Consider the following 20415-nt stretch of genomic DNA (forward strand, 5'->3'; position numbering starts at 1 on the left):
AATCGTCTTTGCCATGAATCAGCTAGCGGTTGTGAATACATAAAAATCAGGAGACAAACCAATGAAGCAAGCTATTTCCGCGCTGTGCGCCGCCTGTGTGGCGTCGCTGGCGCTGAGCGCCGTGCCGGGCCATGCCAGGGAGTTTCGCGACGCCGATGTCCAGCCGGCCGATTATCCGACCGTTGCCGCCGTCAATTACATGTCCGACCTGATGAAGCAGCGCAGCCAGGGCAAATACAGCATCAAGGTGTATCCGAACAGCCAATTGGGCAGCGAGCCGGACACCGTCGAGCAGGTCAAGCTGGGGGCGATTGAATTTACCCGTACCCATGCCAGCGTGCTCAACGCCATCTGTCCGGAAACGATGCTGCCGTCCTTGCCGTTCGTGTTCCGCAGCAAAGAACATATGCGGCATGTGCTGGACGGCCCGATCGGCGATGAAATCCTGCGTTCCTGCGAGGCCCACGGCCTGGTCGGCCTGGCGTTCTACGACTCCGGCGCGCGCTTTTTCTATACCAAGAAGCTGGTCAGGAACCTGGCTGATATGAAAGGCATGAAGATCCGCGTGCCGCAGTCGGAATTGTCGGTGGCCATGCTGCAGGCCCTGCACGCCAATGCGACGCCGATGGCGACTTCCGAGGTCTACACCGGCATCAAGAGCGGCATCGTCGACGGCGCCGAAAACAACTGGCCGACTTACCAGACCGCCCATCACTTCGAAATTGCCCCATACGTGCTGCTGGACGAGCATGACATGACGCCGGAAATACTGCTGGTGTCGAAAGTGATCTTCGACAAGCTGTCGCCCGACGACCAGAAAATGATACGGCAAAGCGCCAAGGCGTCCGTGCCTTACATGCGCAAGCTGTGGGACGCGCAGGAAATTTCCTCGCGCGCCATTGCTGAAAAGGCCGGGGTGCATATCGCCGCCGCCAACAAGGCTGAATTCCAGGCCAGCATGGCGCCGGTGTATGCCAAATTCGTCACCACGCCGAACATGAAAGACTTGCTCAAGCGCATGCAGGATACGCAATAAGCGCGCCCTCCAAACCATCCAGGAACCGCTTATGACCAACGCCAATATCCCGGCGGATGCCATTGACGGCAAGGTGGCGACCGCCTTGCTGCCGCCTTTTACCTTTCTTACCCGCTGCAACGCCTGGCTTTCGCTGATGTGCATGAGGCTGGCGGTAGCCGGCCTGATCCTGATCGCGCTGGCCGTGTTCGGCCAGATCTTCGGGCGCTACGTCCTCAACAGCAGCCCTTCGTGGACCGAGGCTTTCGCTCTGCTGATGGTGCTGTACGTGACCAATATCGGCGTCGCCGTCTGCGTGCGCGACGACCGCCACATGGGCGTCGAACTGCTGACCGGCGCCTTGCCGCCGAAGGCGAGGGTGGTGCTGAAGATAGGCATCCATCTGCTGGTCATCGTGTTCGCGCTGCTGATGATCTGGAACGGCTGGATCCTGGGCCGCCAGATCATGGACTACATGATTCCCAACCTCGGGCTTTCCCAAGGCTTGACCTACTGGCCGCTGATGCTGTCCGGCTGCCTGATCGTCCTGTTTTCGGTTGAACACATCATCGCCTTGCTGCAACATACAAAGGTACTCCCATCATGGCATTGACCCTGCTGTCCGTCAGTTTCCTGGCATTGCTGCTGCTGGGCGTACCCATCTCGTTTTCCATCGGACTGTCGGCGATTGCCGCCATCTTCTATGAAGGCTTGCCGATCGCCGTGATTTTCCAGCGCATGATCGCCGGCATGAGCGTGTTTTCCTTCCTCACCATTCCTTTCTTCATCTTTGCCGGCGAACTGATGCTGTACGGCGGCATCGCCGACCGCATCATCCAGTGCGCGCGCGGCGTGGTCGGCCATATCCGCGGCGGCCTGGGCATGACCAATGTGCTGGCCTGCACCTTGTTCGGCGGGGTTTCCGGCTCGCCGGTGGCGGATATCTCGGCCATGGGAGCGGTCATGATTCCGATGATGAAGCGGGAGAACTACGATACCGACTATGCGGTCAACGTCACCACCCATTCCTCGCTGGTGGGGGTGCTGATGCCGACTTCGCACAACATCATCATCTATGCCCTGGTGGCCGGCGGCGGGGTTTCCATCACCACCCTGATCCTGGCCGGACTGCTGCCGGCCGCCATCCTGACCCTGGCCAACCTCGCCGTCGCCTACCTGGTGGCGGTGCATCGCGGCTATCCCGCCGGCATCTTCCTCGGCTGGCGGGTGGCCTTGCACAGCGTCTTGCGCGCGGTGCCGGGGCTGATGGTGGTGGTGATCATCATCGCCGGCATCACTTCGGGCATCTTCACGGCCACGGAATCCGCCGCCATCGCCGTGTTTTATGCGCTGCTGCTGACCACCCTGGTGTACCGCAGCCTGAGCTGGGAAGATTTTTTGAAAGCGGCAGTCAAGTCGGTCAAGACCACCGGCGTGATCCTGATGCTGATCAGCATTTCCTCCGCCTTCGGCTACCTGATCAGCCTGTACAGCGTGGCCGACACGGTCGGCGAGGCGCTGATGGCGGTGAGCAGCAATCCGATCGTGATTTTCCTGCTGATCAACCTGGCCTTGCTGCTGTTCGGGACGTTCCTCGACATGGCTGCGCACATCCTGATCTGCACGCCGATTTTCCTGCCCATCTGCCAGCATTTCGGCATGGGGCCGGTGCAGTTCGGCATGATGTTGCTGATTAACTGTTCGCTGGGATTGAACGCCCCGCCTATCGGCGCGGCGCAGATCATCGGCTGCACTATCGGCGGCATCCGCATGGGGCAGATCATGCGCACCATCTGGCCGTTTTACCTGGCGCTGTTGCTTACCTTGCTGCTGGTGACCTTCGTGCCCGGGTTTTCGCTGTGGATTCCAGCTTTGCTGAATTAGCGTTATTTAGCGTAATGTGTATTGCGACGCAAGAATGGTCGCCCAGGGCCTGGACATATATTGTCTTTTTGATAGCAATTCTAGAGCCAGGAGATTTTTCAATTTCGGCAGGATCAGGCAATCCTTCAACAGCATTGATCTACCCCGTTTTCCGGCCTCCCGCCTAAGATGAAGTCAAGCTTTCACTCATCAGGAGAGATTCATGAAAACGGTAGACCACATTTACATCAACGGCAGCTTCATTAAACCTCACGGCAAGGAAGTGCTTGAACTCGTCAATCCGTCGACCCGGGCGGCCATCGCCCGGGTTACGCTGGCGGACGAGCAGGATGCGCAAGCAGCGATCGCTGCGGCAAAAGCCGCCTACCAGCGCTTTTCGCGCACCAGCAAAGAGCAGCGCATGGCGTATCTGCAGCGCCTGCACGACGCCGTGGCGGCGCGCTCGGATGAACTCCTGGACGTCATGATTGAAGAATACGGCGGTCCGCTGCGGATCAGCAAGGCGAGCACGCAGCGCGCGGCCGACAGCTTTCTCCAGGCTAGAGAGCTGCTGAAGACTTTCGAGTTCGTCCAGCATGTCGGCATCTCGAAAGTCGTGCTGGAACCCTTGGGCGTGGTCGGCCTGATCACGCCCTGGAACGCCAACTACAGCTTCATCTGCAGCAAACTGGCGATGGCGGTTGCTGCCGGCAGCACTGCAGTCATCAAGCCCAGCGAGCTGAGCGCTCTCCAGACCCAGCTGCTGACCGAGTGCCTGCATGCGGCCGAATTGCCGCCTGGTGTCATCAATATCGTGACCGGGCGCGGGGCGACGGTAGGCGCAGAGATGACCCGTCATCCCGACATTGCAAAGATTTCATTCACAGGATCCACGGTAGTCGGGAAAACCATCGCCCGCGGCGCGGTGGACACCATGAAGCGAGTCACGCTGGAGCTCGGCGGCAAATCTCCGAACCTGATCCTGGACGATGCCGATCTTGAAAAAGCCATTCCGCTCGCAGTGGCAGCGGCGACGGTCAATAGCGGCCAGGCTTGCATGGCCGGGACGCGCCTGATCGTGCCGGAAAGCCGTCTCGATGAAGTCAAGCGTCTGGTGAAAGAAGCGATGCAGGCTTTGCAGGTAGGCGATCCGCGCGATAGCGCCACGGCGATCGGGCCAATGGTGACGCAAACGCAGTATGATCGGGTGCAGCGCTACATCCACTTGGGGGTAGAAGAGGGCGCGCAACTGCTGACCGGCGGCGCCGGCCATCCGGCCGGTCTCGAGCACGGTTATTTTGTGCGGCCTACCGTGTTCGCCAACGTCATCATGGATATGCGGATTGCGAAAGAAGAAATTTTCGGACCGGTGCTGGTGATCCTGAGCTATAAAACCGAGGCCGAAGCCATCGAGATGGCAAACGATACGATTTATGGCTTGCATGCGTTCGTCAGTTCGTCCGACCTCGAACGGGCGAACCGGGTGGCTGCCCAGATCGTCGCCGGCCGGGTGTTCATCAACGGCATGTACGATGAACCGCGCGCGCCGTTCGGCGGCTTCAAGCAGTCCGGCATCGGCCGCGAGTTTGGCCGCTATGGACTGGAGGCCTATCTGGAACCCAAAGCCGTCATGGGACACGGTGAAATCAGCAATGACAATGCACAATAGCGGCGGCAACCCGGGATTCCCGTTCGGCCCGCTGGATCTCCTGCGGGACGAAGCGCTCAGCCATTTCGAAGGTATTCCCGAGACCCAGCGGGATGTGCGCACCGTGCTGCCGTATCTCTCGTTCATCCGCTTCACCCGTCCGACCGAACTCACCAGGGGCATGCTGGAGCCCTCCATGTGCCTGGTGCTGCAAGGGAAGAAAAAGGTCCTCATCGGCAGCGAGATCTGGCACTACGGGCGCGGCAGCTATGTGCTTTCCGCCATCGATATGCCGGTTTCCGGCCAGGTCTCGGAGGCCTCGCTTGCCGAGCCCTATCTGGGGGTAAGGATTGCGTTGGATGCCCAGGAAATTGCAGCGCAGATCATTGAACACAAGCTTGCGGTTCCCAAAAATGCCCAGCCGCGAGCCGCCGCTTATGTGGAAGCCGCGGATGCCGAGTTGCAGGATGCCTTCCTGCGGCTGGCAAGGCTGCTGAAGAAACCCCGCGACCTGGCCGTCCTGGCGCCGCTGGTCAAGCAAGAAATCCTGTATCGCCTCATCAGCGCCAGGGATGGCGGCCTGCTGGGGCAGACGGTGCTGGCCCACCATCAGGAAAAAGGCGTCAACCAGGCAATCCATTGGATCAAGACCAACTACGCCGAACCGATGCACATCGAGCAACTGGCCAAGGCGGTCAGCATGAGCGTGTCCAATCTGCATCACCGTTTCAAGGCCATCACCGTGATGAGTCCCCTGCAATATCAAAAGCAGGTGCGCTTGCTGGAAGCGCGCAAGCTGCTCCTGGGCGGCAACATCGAAGCCGCCACCGTCGCTTTCAAGGTGGGCTATGAAAGCCCGTCGCAGTTCAGCCGGGAATATCGCAGGCTGTTCGGCGCCTCGCCGTTGCAAGACATGGAGTACCTGAAGCATCATGAGCTGGACCAATAGTGCCGGCACGGTCGCATCTGCAAGCGGCGCTGTAGCCGGCTAGGAAATTTCTGCCGCGCGGATCAGCAGCGACAAGCGCTTGACCAAGGGCTCGAACAGTTCCGCCGCCGTATTGCCGTATCCCAGCACCAGACCGTTATCCTCGGGCATGGGTTGCAAGGCAAAACCCGATAGCGGCGAGGGCGCGATGCCGTAGCGCCGGGCCGCCTCCACGATCTTGCGATCGGGATAACATGCCGGCAATCGTACCGTGAGATGCAGGCCGCAATAGCCGCCTTCGATGGCGTGCGGCACGCGCAGGTGCCGGCCCACGGCCTCCCGCAGCGCCTGCTGGCGGTCGCGATAGAGGCGCCGCATGCGTCCCAGGTGGCGGCTGAACTGGCCGCTTTCGATGAATTCCGCCAGCGCCAGCTGTTCGTAACGGTGGCCGCCGCGCAGCATTTCTTCCAGCGGCGTCTGCAATCCGGCCAGCAGCTCGGCCGGCAGCACCAGGAAGCCCAGCCGCAAGGACGGGAACATGGTCTTGCTGAAAGTGCCGACGTACAGCACCGGCGCTTGCTCCACCAGCCCCTGCATGGCGCCGATGGATTCGCCGGCATGGCGGAATTCGCTGTCGTAGTCGTCTTCGATGATCCAGGCGTGGCGGCGGCGTGCTTGCGCGATCAGGTCCAGGCGGCGCGCCACGGTCAGCACGGCGCCGGCCGGATATTGATGCGATGGCGTGGCGTAGATCAGGCGCGGCGGCCGCGATATCCAGTCCTCCGCCGTTGCGGCCAGGCCTTCCGCATCGACCCGCATGGGGACTATGCGCAGGTCGCCCGCATGCATGGCGGCCTTGGCGCCGCGATAGCCAGGATCCTCGATCCAGCCGGTATCGCCCGGATTGCTCAACAGGCGCACGCACAGCAACAGCGCTTCCTGCGCACCCTCGGTGATGATCACCTGGGCCGGCTCGCAACGCACGCCGCGCGCCATGCCCAGGTGGCGGGCGATGGCGGTGCGCAGGGCCGGCTCGCCCAAGGGATCGCCATAGCTCAGGGCTGCTGAGCCGCCGCGCTGGATCGCGTGGTCAAGCGCGCGGCGCCAGGCAGCCAGCGGAAAATGTGACAAGGCCGGTGTGCCCGGGCGTAAGATGGCGCAAGCATCGTTGCGCGGCGCGCTCGGCTGGATGCGCGTCAGGCGCTCGGGGATGAGGGGCGCAGGCGGCGCGCCATGTACTTTGCGCGGAGAAAGCGAACGCGGCGGCCGGGACAAGGCTGCGACCCGGGTGCCTTGGCGGTCGGGTTGCACATAGCCTTCGGCGGCAAGCAGATCGTAAGCGGCGGTTACGGTGTTGCGTGAAATCGACAGCCCCTCGGCCAAGGCGCGCGAACCCGGCAGGCGGCTTCCAGCCACCAGGCCGCCGTCCAGGATGGCGTCCTTGATGCGGCGGTATAACTGCCGTTGCATGGGTGCTGCATCGACGTCTTTGTCCAGCGGAGCTTCGAGCAAGACTTGCGGCAAGAGAACTGGAGAGGTCGTCATGGAAAAGGCGAAAGGGTTTGAGTGAAATTGCGTGGCACCATGAAATATGCCTGATGTGGCACTTTTGTTAGAGCCACGAAACGCGTACTTTAGCACATGCCCGGCACACGCCAGGCATGATCAGCCAAGGAACCGCATATGACCAGCATCTTGAATCCGTACCAGCAACCGATAGGCGCAGCCGTGCCCGGCTGGACTCCGCGCGCGCGGCCGCCGCGCCAGCCGATAGAAGGGCGCTACTGCCACCTCGAAGCGCTGGATCCGCAGCGCCATGCGGCAGAGCTGTACGAGGCCTACAGCCAGGCGGCGGATGAGCGCGACTGGACCTATCTGTCGACCGGCCCGTTCGCCGATGCCGCCAGCTACCTCGAGTATGCCGAGCGCGCCGCCGCCAGCACCGATCCCTTGCACTACGTCGTCATCGAGCGCAAGAGCGGGAAGGCGGTCGGCACCCTGGCGCTGATGCGGATCGACCCGGCCAACGGCGTCATCGAAGTCGGGTTTGTCACGTTCTCGCCGCTCTTGAAGCGCACCCCGGTTTCCAGCGAAGCCCAGTACCTGCTGATGAAGCACGTGTTCGATGAGCTGGGCTACCGCCGCTACGAATGGAAGTGCGACAGCCTGAACGCGCCTTCGCGCCAGGCGGCCGCGCGGCTCGGTTTCCAGTTCGAGGGCATATTCCGCCAGGCTGTGGTCTACAAAGGACGCAGCCGCGATACCGCCTGGTTCGCCATCATCGACCGCGAATGGCCTGCGCTGCGCGCCGCCTTTGAAAAATGGCTGGCGCCGGAAAACTTCGACGGCCAGGGGCAGCAACGGCTATCCTTGGCGGCGATACGCGCCGCGCAGCCGGCAGCTGGTTAATTGCGGCCGCTGGCGATCTATCCGCTATAAAATGTTGCGCGCGGTCCTGGCGGCGAGCAGCGCGGGATGCCAGGCCGCGGTCGGCGACGTCCCTTTCATCAGCATTGGATGACCTGCCTCATTAAACAGTAAACCTCGCGCATGCCGCCATGATGAAGAAAATCGAACACTTATCGGAAACGTCAGAAACAAGCGATCTGCAAACAGTGCGCATCCCCGCGGGGACCATTGCAATGCGGGATGACAGAACCGGCCGCAAATGGCTGGTTGAACTGGCGCCCTATGCAATCGGCCGCTATCCCGTCACCCAGGCGCAATACGCAGAGATAACCGGGCTGCGGCCATCCTCATATGCCGGCGCCCGCAGTCCGGTAGAGAATGTTTCCTGGATTGACGCCGTCCGCTTCTGCAACTTGCTGTCAAGGGCGGCGGGCCTTGCCGACAGCTACCAAATCCATGATGAAGAAACGGGAGCCTCTGCTGTTGCCGGAAGCGACGGTTATCGCCTGCCGACCGAAGCCGAGTGGGAATACGCATGCCGCGCCGGAACAAACGGCCCGAGGTACGGCGAACTCGACGATATCGCCTGGTATCGAGAAAACTCCGCGGAGCGTACGCACGAAGTCGGGCAGAAGCGGCCCAATGACTGGGGACTTTACGACACGCTAGGCAACGTTTGGGAATGGTGCGCGGATCAATACGATCCCGAGGTCTATGGTTCGTATCGCGTGTTTCGTGGCGGCGGCTGGTCCGATCTTGAAAGAGGCTGCCTGGCCGCCAACCGCCGCCGTAGCCATCCGACCTTTGCCATCGACGATCTGGGTTTCCGGGTTGCCCGCTCGCTGGACGTCGGCCGTGGGTGATCCGGCGCATCAATCGTGGGCTGCGGGGGAGACAGGCTATTCCTGCAGCTTGCGGGGAAAATCCAGGGGATGAAACCGCTTGATTTATTAAATATTTCAATTATTATTGAAATATGAAAACAAAATCAGTCGTTGCGGCCCTTGCGGCGCTTGCCCAGGATTCCCGCCTAGCGATCTTCCGCGCGCTGGTGCAGGCCGGGCCTGGCGGTCTGCCTGCCGGAAAAATCGGGGAAATCACCGGCATCTCGCCATCCTCTGTGTCGTTCCACATGAAAGAGCTGTCGCATGCCGATATGGTGGCGTCGCGCAATGAAGGGCGGTTCGTGATTTACGCTGCCAATTTCACCACCATGAATGCCTTGCTGGCATTCCTCACTGAAAATTGCTGCGGCGGCAACCCTTGCGCGCCAGTCTGCAGCCCTGCCTGCATCCCGGTCGAAGGCGCCTCGTCATGATGTGCCTGCATGTCCACGTCGATATCGGCGCCGACGAACTTTCATCTGGGATGCCCTATGTCCGTTCCATGTGAAGCCGCCGGTAGGCGCGCCCCGGGCGTGCCCATGAATTTCTTCGAGCGCTACCTGACTGTCTGGGTGGCCCTTTGCATCGTCGCCGGCATCCTGCTTGGGCAGCTGCTTCCCGCCGGCGCCCAGGCAATAGGGTCGCTGGAAATCGCCAAGGTCAACTTGCCGGTCGGCGCCCTGATCTGGGTGATGATCATTCCGATGCTGCTCAAGATCGATTTCTCCGCATGGAACCAGGTCAGGGGACATATCCGCGGCATCGGCGTAACGCTCTTCATCAATTGGGCGGTCAAGCCATTCTCGATGGCGCTGCTGGCCTGGCTGTTCATCCGCCATTGGTTCGCGCCGTATCTGCCCGCCGGGCAGCTGGACTCTTACGTGGCCGGACTGATCCTGCTGGCCGCGGCTCCCTGCACGGCGATGGTGTTTGTGTGGAGCCGGCTTACCGGCGGCGATCCGTACTTCACGCTGTCGCAGGTCGCCATGAACGATGTGATCATGGTGTTTGCCTTCGCGCCGCTGGTTGCGCTCCTGCTGGGCGTATCCAGCATTGCCGTGCCGTGGGCGACGCTGCTGACTTCGGCGGTTTTATATATTGTCGTTCCCGTGATCATCGCCCAGGCCTGGCGCAAATCCTTGCTGCGGCGCGGACAAGCCAGTTTTGACAAGCTGTTGGAGCGCATCCAGCCGTGGTCGATCTCCGCGCTATTGCTGACTTTGGTCCTGCTGTTCGCCTTCCAGGGCAATGCCATCATCGAACAGCCGCTGGTGATCGCAATGCTGGCGGTTCCCATCCTGATACAAGTCTTTTTCAATTCCGCGCTGGCCTATTGGCTGAATAAGATCGTCGGAGAAAAGCATTCCGTCGCTTGCCCCTCTGCGCTGATCGGCGCATCCAATTTCTTCGAGCTGGCGGTGGCCGCGGCGATCAGCCTGTTCGGCTTCAAATCCGGCGCCGCACTGGCAACCGTGGTCGGGGTATTGATCGAGGTGCCGGTCATGCTGCTGATTGTCGGGATCGTGAACCGCACCCAGGGCTGGTATGAGGGGCGCTGATCCATGTGCGACGATGCCGGTCGTCCCGCAGGTTTTATGGAAGGTGCAGCCATGAACATCACGATTTATCACAACCCGGAATGCGGCACTTCCCGCAATACGCTGGCGCTCATACGCAACACCGGGATCGAGCCCGAAGTCATCGAATACCTGAAGCAGCCGCCATCGCGGGCTACGCTGATCAGGCTGATTGCCGACGCAGGGCTTTCGGTGCGCGACGCAATCCGGCAAAAGGGAAGTCCATACGCAGAACTTGGCCTGGATGCCCCGGACCTGAGCGATGCGCAATTGCTGGACGCCATGCTGGCCCATCCAATCCTGATCAACCGGCCATTTGTCGTCACGCCCAAGGGCACGCGCCTGTGCCGCCCGTCCGAGCTTGTGCTGGATATCCTGCCGTTGCCGCAAAAGGCGGCGTTTACCAAGGAAGACGGCGAAGCAGTGATCGATGCAGAGGGACGAAGTGTCTTCAAGCGCCCGCATGGTTAAACTCGTTCTTGTCCAGGCGAGCATTTGATCGTAATTCAACAAAAACTATATCTGGTAAAATATACAGATCTGTCTATTCCGTGACGATCGAGCATCTATTCCTGGGTATCATTACCGAATCCGGCGTCAGCTTCGATGGATATGCGGTTCGGCAAGCGGCGAATTTTTGCGAGGCTTGATTAATCGAGATGCAATCGGCTGATCCGCCTTGCGAAACGTATCTCCCTGTGCTTTTTGACAGCCATACAACGGTATTTAGATGCAGTAGAATAAAATTTCTGCTTTGTGGGCTTAATTACGTGAGACGGGTCTTGTTGAAATTTCTCATTTGAATTTCAGGGACGACAAGAAGAATTCGATGAGCAAAAAACAGCCGGACTTCCGCACATTGCCCGGCACACCATTCAGCTTGCTCAATGGATCTAAGTTATTTAACGATTGAATCAGGAAAAAAATGAAATTAACGCCATATGGATTATGCGTAAGAAAGATTCGATTGGAGCTAGGCCTTGCTCTGAAAGATATGGCCGCATCCTTATCCGTGAGCTCTGCTTACCTGAGTTCGATTGAACTCGGAGAAAAGGCGCTTAGTTACAAGATCGGAGACCAGGCGCTTGCATTTTTAGCGCCCAAAATCAGCGTGGAGCAATATGACGAGCTGCAGACAGCACTCGCGCAATCGATGAAAGCGGTTCCTGTTTCCGAATTGCAGGTCGACGAGAGAAATCTTGTAGCTGCCTTCGCTCGGAAAGTGAGCGATGGGAAAGGAGTGCCGGAAGAGGTGTTGAAATGGCTGAAATCCGGAGAGGTTGATGATGTCCACTGATGCACGTTGCAGTGCAAGCAGGAGGCAACGCCCAAGCTGAACAAACGCCAGGCCTTGCAAGGCCTCCGTTTTATGCTGCTGACCAAGCCGTTGTCACGTCCCCCGCATGTTGAAGAGCAGGGGGCGGACATCGGCCTGGAGCGCACACTACGGCATGCCAATCAAAGCAGTTTGCATGCCTCGTCGAAATCGAGGCGAGGGCTGCGCGGGAACAGCTTGTCCGGGTCGCCGTAACCCAGATTGCACAGAAAATTGGTTTTAATGTGACTGTCCGGGAAATACTCATACCCGAAGTTCGACGATGCCGCATCCGGGAAAAACTCGTGATCTACTTTCACCTGGTCGAATCCTGACATCGGTCCGCAATCCAATCCGAGGGCGCGCGCCGCCAGCATGAAATACGCTCCCTGCAGGGAACTGTTGCGCCTCGCCGTGACGCCAGCGAGCTCCGGCGTATCAGCAAACCAGGCGCGTGCGTCGGCATGCGGGAACAGTTTGGGCAACTGCTCATAGAATTTTCCGTCGTAACCAATGATGGCCGTGACCGGCGCCGCCATGGTCTTATCCACATTTCCAGGCGCCAGCGCAGGCCGCAGCCGTTCCTTGGCTTCCGCTGTCCGCAAGAACAAAATCCGCGCCGGCGAACAATTGGCGCTAGTCGGCCCCCATTTCATTACATCGTAAAGACGACGCAGAATATCGTCGCTTACTGGTTTATCCAGCCATGCATTATGAGTGCGGGCTTTAAAAAACAGCAGTTCTAGTCCTTCTTCGCTTAATTGCTGGCTCATGGTCTTTCCCTCAATGTTGGTCAGATTGATCGGTGCGTTCAGTACACCAGTATAGTTGGCAGGAATGAAAATGGAATAGCTGTCTGATTCTGTAGTCAGGCGGCAATCGGGGAAGGGGAAAGCTCAAATTAACGCGTCAGGCTGCAAATCGCATGCAGCCTGCAACCGGAATCATTCCGATTGCGGTGCTGCTACCAGCGCAGAAAACGCGGCCCGCAAAGTGCTCCGGCCAGGGTCGGAATCAGCATGCCCAGCACATACCAGGCACCCCAGAACGGCACGCCCATTTCCGGACAGTGCAGGCAGTAAGCGACGGTGGCGATTGCACCGGACAGGAGACCGGCGGCCGCACCAGCCAAGCGCAAGCGTGTCGGCGCCAGTCTGCGCATGGCCCAGAATACGGCAATCAGCGAGGGCGCCGACAGCAGCGCAATATTGAACGGGCAACTGCGCCAGGTCGCGCCCATGAGCAAGGAAGCGCGCAGCTCCGGCGGCGCCGACCAAAGGATCAATCCGGAGGCGCTCCATACCAGCAGCAGCGGCAATGCCAAGGCTGGCCAGGCATTGCCCGCGCCCTGGCCGGGACGCGCCAGGCGTGAAGCCAGAAGCAGGGCGGCAGCGCCCAACAGAAGCGGGAACGCCAGTTTGAGCCAGAACAGCGGAGTGCCGAGCATGGCGTGGATATCCGGCCGCACTCCGTAAAGCAGCACGGTCAGGATGACTGAGCCCAGGCCGCCCAGCAGCAGTGCGCGGCCGAAGCTTTTGGCAGATGCGTGACGGTCCACCGGCGTTACGCCGGCCGCCAATAAGGAAACAAAGTCGTCTGTTTTCATGCCAAACCTCTAATTTTCGCCGCCAAAGCCTTCAAGCCGCGGTGCACGCCTATTTTAACTGCAGACTCTGACAGACCGGTGAGCTGCGCCGTTTCCGCCACTGACAAGCCTTCCAGTTTGACGTGCACGATCGGCAGGCGTTGACGGTCCGGCAATAATTCGAGCAATTTGCCGATATCGCGCTTGGCGGCTGCGGGCTGTTCATCGCTGGCGGTAAAAATCTCCAGGTAATCGTCGAGCGGCTCATTCAAAGCCTCGTGGCGTGACCGCGCGCGCAGGAAATCGCTCAGCTTGTAGCGTGCAATCGCGTAGACCCAGGCTGTCAGGGGCTGGTCGGCGCGGAAGGTGTGGCGGCCGTTATGCACCGCCAGCAAGGTTTCCTGCACCACGTCTTCCACATCGTCCTGCAGATGATACAGACGCTTTCTCAGGAAAGCGCGCAAGCGCGTGCTCAGTTCGCCCAGGAAGCTGCGGTATGCCGCTGCATCGCCGTCCAGTCCCGCGAGCAGCAGCATTTTCAGGCGCTCTTCTATCGGCTGCATGGCTTCTGTTTCGCTTATTCGCTTCATGGCATCTTGATTAAAACGAACCTTAATTCAGAGGAGGGCAGCTTGTGTTGCCGCCCGTTGCGTCGACCGGCAAGAATGGAGAGTAGCTCATCGTCGCCGCTTTCTTCCTTTGTGACAAGAGAAACTGCCGCGGCGGCGTTCACCAGCGCAGCCAGCGCGGGCCGAGCAGGGCTCCCGCCAGCGTCGGGATCAGCATGCCGAGCGCATACCACACGCCCCAGAACGGCGGCGCCATTTCGATGCAGTACAAGGTGTAGACCAGCACCGCCTGCGCTCCCGCCAGCAAGCCGGCGCCGGCGCCGGCCAGCCGCAGACGGGTCGGCGCCAGGCCGCGCATGGCCCAGAAGACAGCGCAGAAGGTTGGCGCTGACAAGATCACGATGTTCAAGGGGTCATGCCGAGATAAGGGTAAAAATGACCCATAACACTTTTAGTTATATGTGAGAGGAAATCTGTTTTAATTTTACATAAGCAGTCATTCCCCCCGCTCGTGCATGACTGTAGTGCTGTGAGCGTTTGCATCCCCCGCCAGGCACCGTTTCTTTTTCTTGATCGCTGCGATAATATTTCCCATTTCTCCCACTTGGAGGTTGAATGGCATCGATCGAACGTACCGCGTATCCTCGTTTTCCCAACCTCCTTCCAAGCCGGGATATTCAGGCCTATTACACGCCATCTCCGGAAGAAATTGAATGGGTTGGTAGCCTGGCCCGCGGTCAGGATACACAACTCAGTGTGCTGGTACTGCTTAAATGTTTCGAACAACTTCACTACTTTCCACCGGTCGCCGATATTCCTCCAGAAATTGTTTCGCATATTGCAGCTGTGCGCGGATTTCCTGTCGCTAATACTGTCGTCTACAAGAGCGCGACCACGTTATACCGGCACCATGCCGCCATACGCAAATATCTTGGCGTCTCCCCGTTCGATGGGCCGGATGCCAGAAAACTGGCCATTCGTGTCGCCCGGAAGGCGGCTCAAGTGGTGGATATGCGGACTGATATTATCAATGCGACCGTAGAAGAGCTAATTGGCTGTCACTACGAACTACCTGCTTTTAGTACGTTGGACAAGATCGCCGAACAGGTTCACACAACTGTTCAAGACCAACTATTCAAACGTGTCGCCAAACGACTGACTAGCGAACAGCATGATTTTTTAGAAAACTTGCTGGCCACCGAACTCGCACAACGACAGACGCAATTCAATCAAATCAAACGTAGTGCCAAGCGCACGTCTAAAAAACATCTGGAAAACCTGCTGGACCATCTCACTTGGCTGGAATCCCTAATTGAAGTTGACAAACCTCTGGAAGGCATCCCGTTGTCGAAGCTCCGGCATTTCGCCAGCCAGGCGATGGCGCTGGACGCCGCGGAGTTAAAAGGCCTGAACGTAGAGAAGCGGCACACCTTGATTCTCGCTCTGATCCGCAACATGCGTGTGCGAGCACGCGACGATTTGACCGAGATGTTCATCCGCCGCATGGCTGTCATTCACAAGCGTGCCAGAGAGGAGTTAGCTAGCATTCAGTTGCGTCAGCGAGCGCTATCTGAGCGCCTTGTCGAGAAATTGGATAGCGTCCTTGATATCCTGGTGGATGATCTCGGCGACCAGAAAACTGGCCTGGAAATTCGTAAACTCCTGGCGCCCGGCGGCAATCTGGACCGTCTGAGAGAGGAATGCGAGGCTATTCGGGTATGGAGCGGAAAGAATCATCTACCGTTACTTTGGAAGCCGTTTACAAGTCATCGCGCCATCATTTTCCGGATTGCGCGCGTGCTTGTCTTTGAGGCGGCTACGCAGAACCGGGCACTGCTAGACGCGCTCAACGTAGTGCTGGAAAACGAAACTCGCCGCACCGACTGGGTGGAGAATGTCGTCGATCTTTCATTTGCAACCGACCGTTGGCATAAATTGGTCAAACGTCCTCATGAAGAAGGTGAACCTACCAACCGCCGCTATCTGGAACTGAGCGTATTTTCGCATCTAGCCAGTGAATTGCGCTCTGGCGATGTTTGCGTCGCTGGATCGGAGACGTTTGCAGATCACCGGCAGCATTTGCTGTGTTGGGAGGAATGCCAAAAGATGCTGCCCGCTTATTGCGAAAAAATTGGGCTCCCCGACAATGCCAAGGATTTCGTCGCTGTACTCAAGAAGAAACTCGCTGACAAAGCCGAAGAAGTTGATCGTGAATTCCCGGATCACCATGGCGATGTCGTTATTGGACCTACCGGCGAACCGGTGCTGAAGCGGGTCACTGCCAAGGAAATCCCCGCATCGGCGCTCGCATTGCAGAGTACCATCATGAACCGGCTGCCGACCCGCAATTTGCTTGATGTGTTAGCCAATCTGGAGCACTGGGTACGATTTACGCGGCATTTTGGACCGATTTCCGGCAGCGATCCCAAACTCAAACGCGCGGCAGAGCGATACCTGCTAACTATTTTCGCTCTGGGATGCAATCTGGGGCCGAATCAGGCTGCCAGGCACCTGGCAGGCGATGTCACGCCGCACATGCTGTCCTTCGTGAACCGTCGGCATATGACGGTCGAAAATCTGGATGCGGCCATCCGCGATCTGAATGAACTACACCTGCGCCTGGATTTGCCCAAACTCTGGGGTGACGGCAAGTCGGTAGCAGCCGACGGCACGCAATATGATTTTTACGAAGAAAATCTCTTGGCCGGCTTCCATTTTCGGTATCGCAAAATGGGCGCGGTCGCTTATCGGCATGTGGCCAACAATTATATTGCGGTATTTCGCCATTTCATCGCTCCCGGCGTCTGGGAGGCGATCTATGTAATTGAGGGCTTGCTGAAGGCGAAATTATCGGTAGAGGCGGATACCGTCTACTCGGATACGCAAGGACAATCTGCTGCTGTCTTTGCTTTTACTTATTTACTCGGGATCAATCTGATGCCGCGTATCCGCAACTGGAAAGACCTGGATTTGCAGCGTGCAGATAAGAAGACACGCTATAAGCACATTGATCGTTTGTTTACCGAGACGACCGATTGGGGGCTGATCGAATCGGAATGGCAAAACATGATGCGCATTGCGCTCTCCATCCAGGCTGGCCGCATTGCGTCACCACTCTTGCTGAAGAAATTAAGCGCGCACACTGGACGCAGCCGCCTGTTTGCGGCGGTACGTGAGTTGGGTGGTGCGGTACGCACCATCTTCCTACTCAAATGGATATCGGATATCAAGTTGCGACAAGAAGTGACCGGGGAGACCAATAAAATGGAGTCCTATAACGGCTTCGCAAAATGGCTCTCCTTTGGGGGCGACGTGATCGCACAGAACGATCCGGACGAACAACAAAAGCGGCTGCGCTACAACGACCTCGTAGCGGCTGCCGTGATTTTACAGAATACGGTGGACATGATGCGCGTCGTTCAAACATTGGTCGCCGAGGGGCATGAAATCGACATTTCCGACTTGACGTTCTTGAGCCCTTACATTACCAGTGGGGTCAAGCGATTTGGCGACTACCACCTCAACCTCAAACGCACACCGGAACAATGGATCCGCGATACCTTATTTCGCAAAGCTGCGACTGAATCGCGTCGAAAAGGAAATGAAGGAGAAAACGCATGAACACCCAAGGCGATAAAACGGTCACCACGCCATACGGCACAGTCAATGCCAAAATTTTGCATGCGCTGGAAGATAGCTATGACACGGCCGGATTGCTGCGCATGATCGAACAGCTGGACGCCATTCGCGCGCGATTAGGTGGGATAGACGGCGCACGCGACGATCTACTACGCTTGCACGCAATGGCGCACACCGTAATCAATGGTGCACGACTGGTTGCGCCAAACGATGAAACGAGTATTTGGGAGGTCGCCGACGAGCTGGTTTCTGAATTCAACGACTGGTCCAGGGCATTTGCGGGTTTTGCCAGCCAGTTGGAACCTTTGGTCGGCTTAATCCCGCAAGAAGGAGATGCAGTTTGATAAGGGCTCAGGCGGCTAGTTGAACCATGGTCGGCGATTGAAGAAGTACAGGCCGTGAGGCGGGGTAATCGTTTTTTCGTGCAAATTGGTGCGCTTAGGCACGTTCCGAAACAACTGCGCTTGATGGGGGCGACCAGAGAATTTTGAGCTTGGCTAAATTTGCCCATCCCCCAAAAATATAAAATTAGCCCCGCTACCTTACATAATAATAAAGGAGGGCACCCCTCGATTGCGGAGCAAGGGAAATGGTTGCGACAGGTCGTGCAAGGGTATTTTCAGCTACCACTCCGTGCCCACCAATATCAGGCCGCTGACATCCTTTTGACACCACGTGGACGATCTTTGTCGACGCGCGCTTAGACGTCGCGGTCAGAAGGATCGTACACCATGGTCGAGAATGAAGAAGATCTGCAGCGACTGGTTACCCGCGCCCCGCAGCTGCTTCTGCTGTTCGTTCGGATCGTTCTCGCCGATGACGTCGCCCCCGAAATTGAGCCACTTGGTGAATGCGTGGTAGGACCCGATCTTATTGGTTGTGGCAGTCACTTCCTGCCGCATTGCTTTACGAGAGACCCAACGCAGCAGATAGGCGGTGCGCAGTACGCGAGCCAACTCGCGCGCCGCCGCGAAAAGACGATTATTTCTATTAGGTGAAATTTTACCTAAGCGAAATTATCCTCGGTTCGGAATTATGTACACCTTGCCGTTTCGATTCCGGATGTTTGCCTTCAAGGAGCTGGTGTCGGCGGCATTCACCACTGGTCTGAACTTGACATAAAAATCGTGGTTTCCTGTAGGTTCTACAACCCTTCAAGAGTACACCATGTCCGAAGAATCCGAGGATTTTTTGGTGGCGAGCCTCGCTCGCCGCGATTGGCTAGTCGATGGCCTACTGAGCCCGCTTGTTGCCCCTTACGTTCATCATTTGCGCACGCAGCGCTATGCTGATAACACTGTTCGAGCGTATCTGAAGGCGATCGCACACTTCGCCCATTGGGGAGGATTGGAACGCTGTGGGTTGTCGGACATCAATGAGGCATTGACCAACCGGTTTATCCATGTCCACCTATGCGATGCGCTGGAAGATCGAAACCTTCCATAAAATCCTGAAATCAGGATGCAAAGCAGAGGAATCAAGGTTGCGAACGGCAGACCGGTTAGCAAATCTTGTTGCGGTCTTCTGCATCATCGGCTGGCGTATCTTCTGGTTGACGATGATTAATCGCTCAAGTCCCGATTCGCCACCGGAATTGGCCCTGACACCGACGGAAATCGAACTACTTAACCGCCTCGTAAAAGACAGCAAGAGATGTCGTGAAGCGCTGCCTCTTTCTCTGTATCTTCAAAAAATCGCACAGCTCGGCGGGTATCTCGCGCGGGTGAATGATCCGCCACCCGGAAACATTGTGATGTGGCGAGGCATGCGCCGTCTCGCCGATATGCAGATGGGCTTCAACCTCGCTTCGGAAAGATATGGGTAATTGGAAGACTGGGAAGACGCTTACAGAAATCATCAATGTCAGTAGCCTTCACCCATGATGATGAATTAAGCGAAAATGAAGCGCGTGAGCGCCTCAACCAAGACGATCCAAACGAGCTTCCTGCCTCTAGTCAACGGGGGATATTGCGCCTGCAGCACTTCGCCACGGATATTATTGATAGTCTTGAACGTGGCTCTGAACATCAAATGTCGGCAGTGGCGGGGGGTATTCTTTTTAATTCGTATGGTTACATCATTTTTTGACAAATTTGCATGAATCTCGGCCAACTCTCTATCGGACTATGCCAAAAATTGAACGTCCCCCAAAAATGTAAAAATACATGGAAAACCGTGTTGAAGATAGCCGCCGAAACGTATAAAAAAACCAGAATTATGTAAGGTGGCGGGGCTAATTTTACATTTTTGGGGGATGAGCAAATTTAGCCATACTGTCGGTTCACGTCACTGGGTCTTCAAAGCCGACGCAGGCACAAAGACGAAGGATGATAGGCCGTATGGAAAACATTGCGAAACGCGGCAGACGCTCATTCGCCTGTGGTTGGATCAGAGCGCAGCATGTCCGATGTGCGAGCAGCGTATCATTCGGGAAACCGGGTGGCATGCACATCATATCGTGAGGCGTGTTGGTGGTGGGCGAAATGCTACCCGGCAATGATTACCCCTGCGCCAAGCCCCAGGCCAGGATCCCCAAATTTCGCAATTTCCGCGACACCGCGCCAACCTGTGGACCACCTACGATCCACAGTCGGAAGCCTGGTACGGCTGGGGGGGGGCAGGTCTTGGCCTCACGATGCGCAGCGAGTATATGGCGCGCCCGGACACCGATGTGCCCGGGCGTATAGCGGGCCAGACGCGCACCGATGCCAGCGTCTACTATAAATCACGATACTGGACAACGACACTTGGCATCAAAACCTGTTCAATCGACCCTCTACAGCGACTTTGCCACATCGACGGTGGGCGTCGAACCAACCCGTACGTTGCTGTTGACCAATACCCTCGAGTTCTGATCGACGCAGGTACGTCCTGCCGGCCGGAAAATTCCGTCACCGTAATCGCAGCATAAAAAAATAATTTGTAACAGACCGTCACTTTCTTCATCTCGTTGCACATACAGAGCAGATAGGCCCGATAAATT

Annotated in this window: 20 protein-coding genes and 3 pseudogenes; 17 read left to right on the top strand and 6 right to left on the bottom strand. The window is 57.7% G+C overall.

Features of this window, described 5'->3' with window-relative positions:
• Positions 1 to 61: 61 nt before the first annotated feature.
• The 5 genes from AC07V8_RS18635 (at position 62) to AC07V8_RS18655 (ending at position 5475) form a co-directional block, all read left to right on the top strand.
• The gene (locus AC07V8_RS18635; protein WP_494679821.1) at positions 62 to 1036 is read left to right on the top strand and encodes a TRAP transporter substrate-binding protein; all 975 of its coding nucleotides are present in this window, start codon (positions 62 to 64) and stop codon (positions 1034 to 1036) included.
• Between the two features lie 31 nt (positions 1037 to 1067).
• Positions 1068 to 1628: a TRAP transporter small permease gene (locus tag AC07V8_RS18640; protein ID WP_494679822.1), complete on the top strand. Its 561-nt coding sequence runs from the start codon at positions 1068 to 1070 to the stop codon at positions 1626 to 1628.
• Entirely contained in the window at positions 1619 to 2899 is a 1281-nt protein-coding gene (locus AC07V8_RS18645) for a TRAP transporter large permease (RefSeq protein WP_494679823.1), read from the top strand. The genes AC07V8_RS18640 and AC07V8_RS18645 overlap by 10 nt, the downstream gene beginning before the upstream one ends.
• A 202-nt stretch (positions 2900 to 3101) precedes the next feature.
• Entirely contained in the window at positions 3102 to 4547 is a 1446-nt protein-coding gene (locus tag AC07V8_RS18650) for an aldehyde dehydrogenase family protein (protein WP_494679824.1), read from the top strand.
• Positions 4531 to 5475, top strand: a complete 945-nt coding sequence (locus AC07V8_RS18655; RefSeq protein WP_494679825.1) for an AraC family transcriptional regulator — start codon at positions 4531 to 4533, stop codon at positions 5473 to 5475. The genes AC07V8_RS18650 and AC07V8_RS18655 overlap by 17 nt, the downstream gene beginning before the upstream one ends.
• 39 nt (positions 5476 to 5514) lie before the next feature.
• Here AC07V8_RS18655 and pdxR read toward each other — a convergent pair whose 3' ends face one another.
• Positions 5515 to 6999 (bottom strand): MocR-like pyridoxine biosynthesis transcription factor PdxR, encoded by a 1485-nt coding sequence (gene pdxR, locus AC07V8_RS18660; protein ID WP_494679826.1) that lies wholly within the window; start codon positions 6997 to 6999, stop codon positions 5515 to 5517.
• Between the two features lie 138 nt (positions 7000 to 7137).
• Between pdxR and AC07V8_RS18665 the strand changes: the two are divergent.
• From AC07V8_RS18665 to AC07V8_RS18690, 6 genes and pseudogenes are all read left to right on the top strand, one after another.
• Positions 7138 to 7857 (top strand): annotated as a pseudogene (locus AC07V8_RS18665) (GNAT family N-acetyltransferase); the annotation flags it as partial.
• A gap of 155 nt (positions 7858 to 8012) precedes the next feature.
• Complete coding sequence (locus AC07V8_RS18670) at positions 8013 to 8726, top strand: formylglycine-generating enzyme family protein (RefSeq protein ID WP_494679827.1); 714 nt, start codon at positions 8013 to 8015, stop codon at positions 8724 to 8726.
• 113 nt (positions 8727 to 8839) lie between these two features.
• Positions 8840 to 9181, top strand: coding sequence for an ArsR/SmtB family transcription factor (locus AC07V8_RS18675; protein WP_494679828.1), 342 nt, complete (start codon positions 8840 to 8842; stop codon positions 9179 to 9181).
• Between the two features lie 57 nt (positions 9182 to 9238).
• On the top strand, positions 9239 to 10306 hold the full coding sequence (arsB, locus tag AC07V8_RS18680; protein ID WP_494679829.1) for an ACR3 family arsenite efflux transporter: 1068 nt from the start codon (positions 9239 to 9241) through the stop codon (positions 10304 to 10306).
• Positions 10307 to 10357: 51 nt separating this feature from the next.
• Positions 10358 to 10795 carry an arsenate reductase (glutaredoxin) gene (gene arsC / locus AC07V8_RS18685; protein WP_494679830.1) on the top strand — a complete coding sequence of 146 codons (438 nt, stop codon included), beginning with the start codon at positions 10358 to 10360 and terminating at the stop codon, positions 10793 to 10795.
• Positions 10796 to 11249: 454 nt separating this feature from the next.
• Entirely contained in the window at positions 11250 to 11621 is a 372-nt protein-coding gene (locus AC07V8_RS18690; protein ID WP_211441213.1) for a helix-turn-helix domain-containing protein, read from the top strand.
• A gap of 161 nt (positions 11622 to 11782) precedes the next feature.
• On the opposite strand, the gene AC07V8_RS18695 is transcribed toward AC07V8_RS18690, so the two are convergent.
• The 4 genes and pseudogenes from AC07V8_RS18695 to AC07V8_RS18710 all read right to left on the bottom strand — a co-directional run.
• A complete protein-coding gene (locus AC07V8_RS18695; RefSeq protein WP_494679831.1) occupies positions 11783 to 12412 on the bottom strand; it encodes a malonic semialdehyde reductase in 630 nt (209 codons plus the stop codon).
• Between the two features lie 191 nt (positions 12413 to 12603).
• The gene (locus AC07V8_RS18700; RefSeq protein WP_494679832.1) at positions 12604 to 13245 is read right to left on the bottom strand and encodes a DUF1109 domain-containing protein; all 642 of its coding nucleotides are present in this window, start codon (positions 13243 to 13245) and stop codon (positions 12604 to 12606) included.
• Complete coding sequence (locus AC07V8_RS18705; RefSeq protein ID WP_494679833.1) at positions 13242 to 13814, bottom strand: sigma-70 family RNA polymerase sigma factor; 573 nt, start codon at positions 13812 to 13814, stop codon at positions 13242 to 13244. Before AC07V8_RS18705 ends, AC07V8_RS18700 begins: the two co-directional genes overlap by 4 nt.
• A 139-nt stretch (positions 13815 to 13953) precedes the next feature.
• Positions 13954 to 14205, bottom strand: a pseudogene (locus AC07V8_RS18710) (NrsF family protein); the annotation flags it as partial.
• 203 nt (positions 14206 to 14408) lie between these two features.
• On the opposite strand from AC07V8_RS18710, the gene AC07V8_RS18715 reads away from it, so the two are divergent.
• Both AC07V8_RS18715 and tnpC read left to right on the top strand, forming a co-directional pair.
• Positions 14409 to 17414: a Tn3 family transposase gene (locus tag AC07V8_RS18715; RefSeq protein WP_494679834.1), complete on the top strand. Its 3006-nt coding sequence runs from the start codon at positions 14409 to 14411 to the stop codon at positions 17412 to 17414.
• Positions 17411 to 17776, top strand: a complete 366-nt coding sequence (gene tnpC, locus AC07V8_RS18720) for a Tn3 family transposase post-transcriptional regulator TnpC (RefSeq protein ID WP_494679835.1) — start codon at positions 17411 to 17413, stop codon at positions 17774 to 17776. Before AC07V8_RS18715 ends, tnpC begins: the two co-directional genes overlap by 4 nt.
• 432 nt (positions 17777 to 18208) lie before the next feature.
• Here the strand turns inward: tnpC and AC07V8_RS18725 are convergent.
• Positions 18209 to 18430: pseudogene (locus AC07V8_RS18725) on the bottom strand (Tn3 family transposase); the annotation flags it as partial.
• 169 nt (positions 18431 to 18599) lie between these two features.
• Here AC07V8_RS18725 and AC07V8_RS18730 point away from each other — a divergent pair.
• The 4 genes from AC07V8_RS18730 to AC07V8_RS18745 all read left to right on the top strand — a co-directional run bounded on the left by AC07V8_RS18730 (position 18600) and on the right by AC07V8_RS18745 (position 20343).
• The gene (locus AC07V8_RS18730) at positions 18600 to 18878 is read left to right on the top strand and encodes a hypothetical protein (RefSeq protein ID WP_494679836.1); all 279 of its coding nucleotides are present in this window, start codon (positions 18600 to 18602) and stop codon (positions 18876 to 18878) included.
• Positions 18835 to 19257 (top strand): hypothetical protein, encoded by a 423-nt coding sequence (locus tag AC07V8_RS18735; protein WP_494679837.1) that lies wholly within the window; start codon positions 18835 to 18837, stop codon positions 19255 to 19257. Before AC07V8_RS18730 ends, AC07V8_RS18735 begins: the two co-directional genes overlap by 44 nt.
• A gap of 35 nt (positions 19258 to 19292) precedes the next feature.
• Positions 19293 to 19520, top strand: coding sequence for a hypothetical protein (locus AC07V8_RS18740; RefSeq protein WP_494679838.1), 228 nt, complete (start codon positions 19293 to 19295; stop codon positions 19518 to 19520).
• Between the two features lie 478 nt (positions 19521 to 19998).
• Positions 19999 to 20343, top strand: coding sequence for a hypothetical protein (locus tag AC07V8_RS18745; RefSeq protein WP_494679845.1), 345 nt, complete (start codon positions 19999 to 20001; stop codon positions 20341 to 20343).
• The last annotated feature ends 72 nt before the right edge of the window (positions 20344 to 20415 follow it).

It is taken from the genome of Collimonas sp. GW821-FHT02H07 (assembly GCF_059421505.1).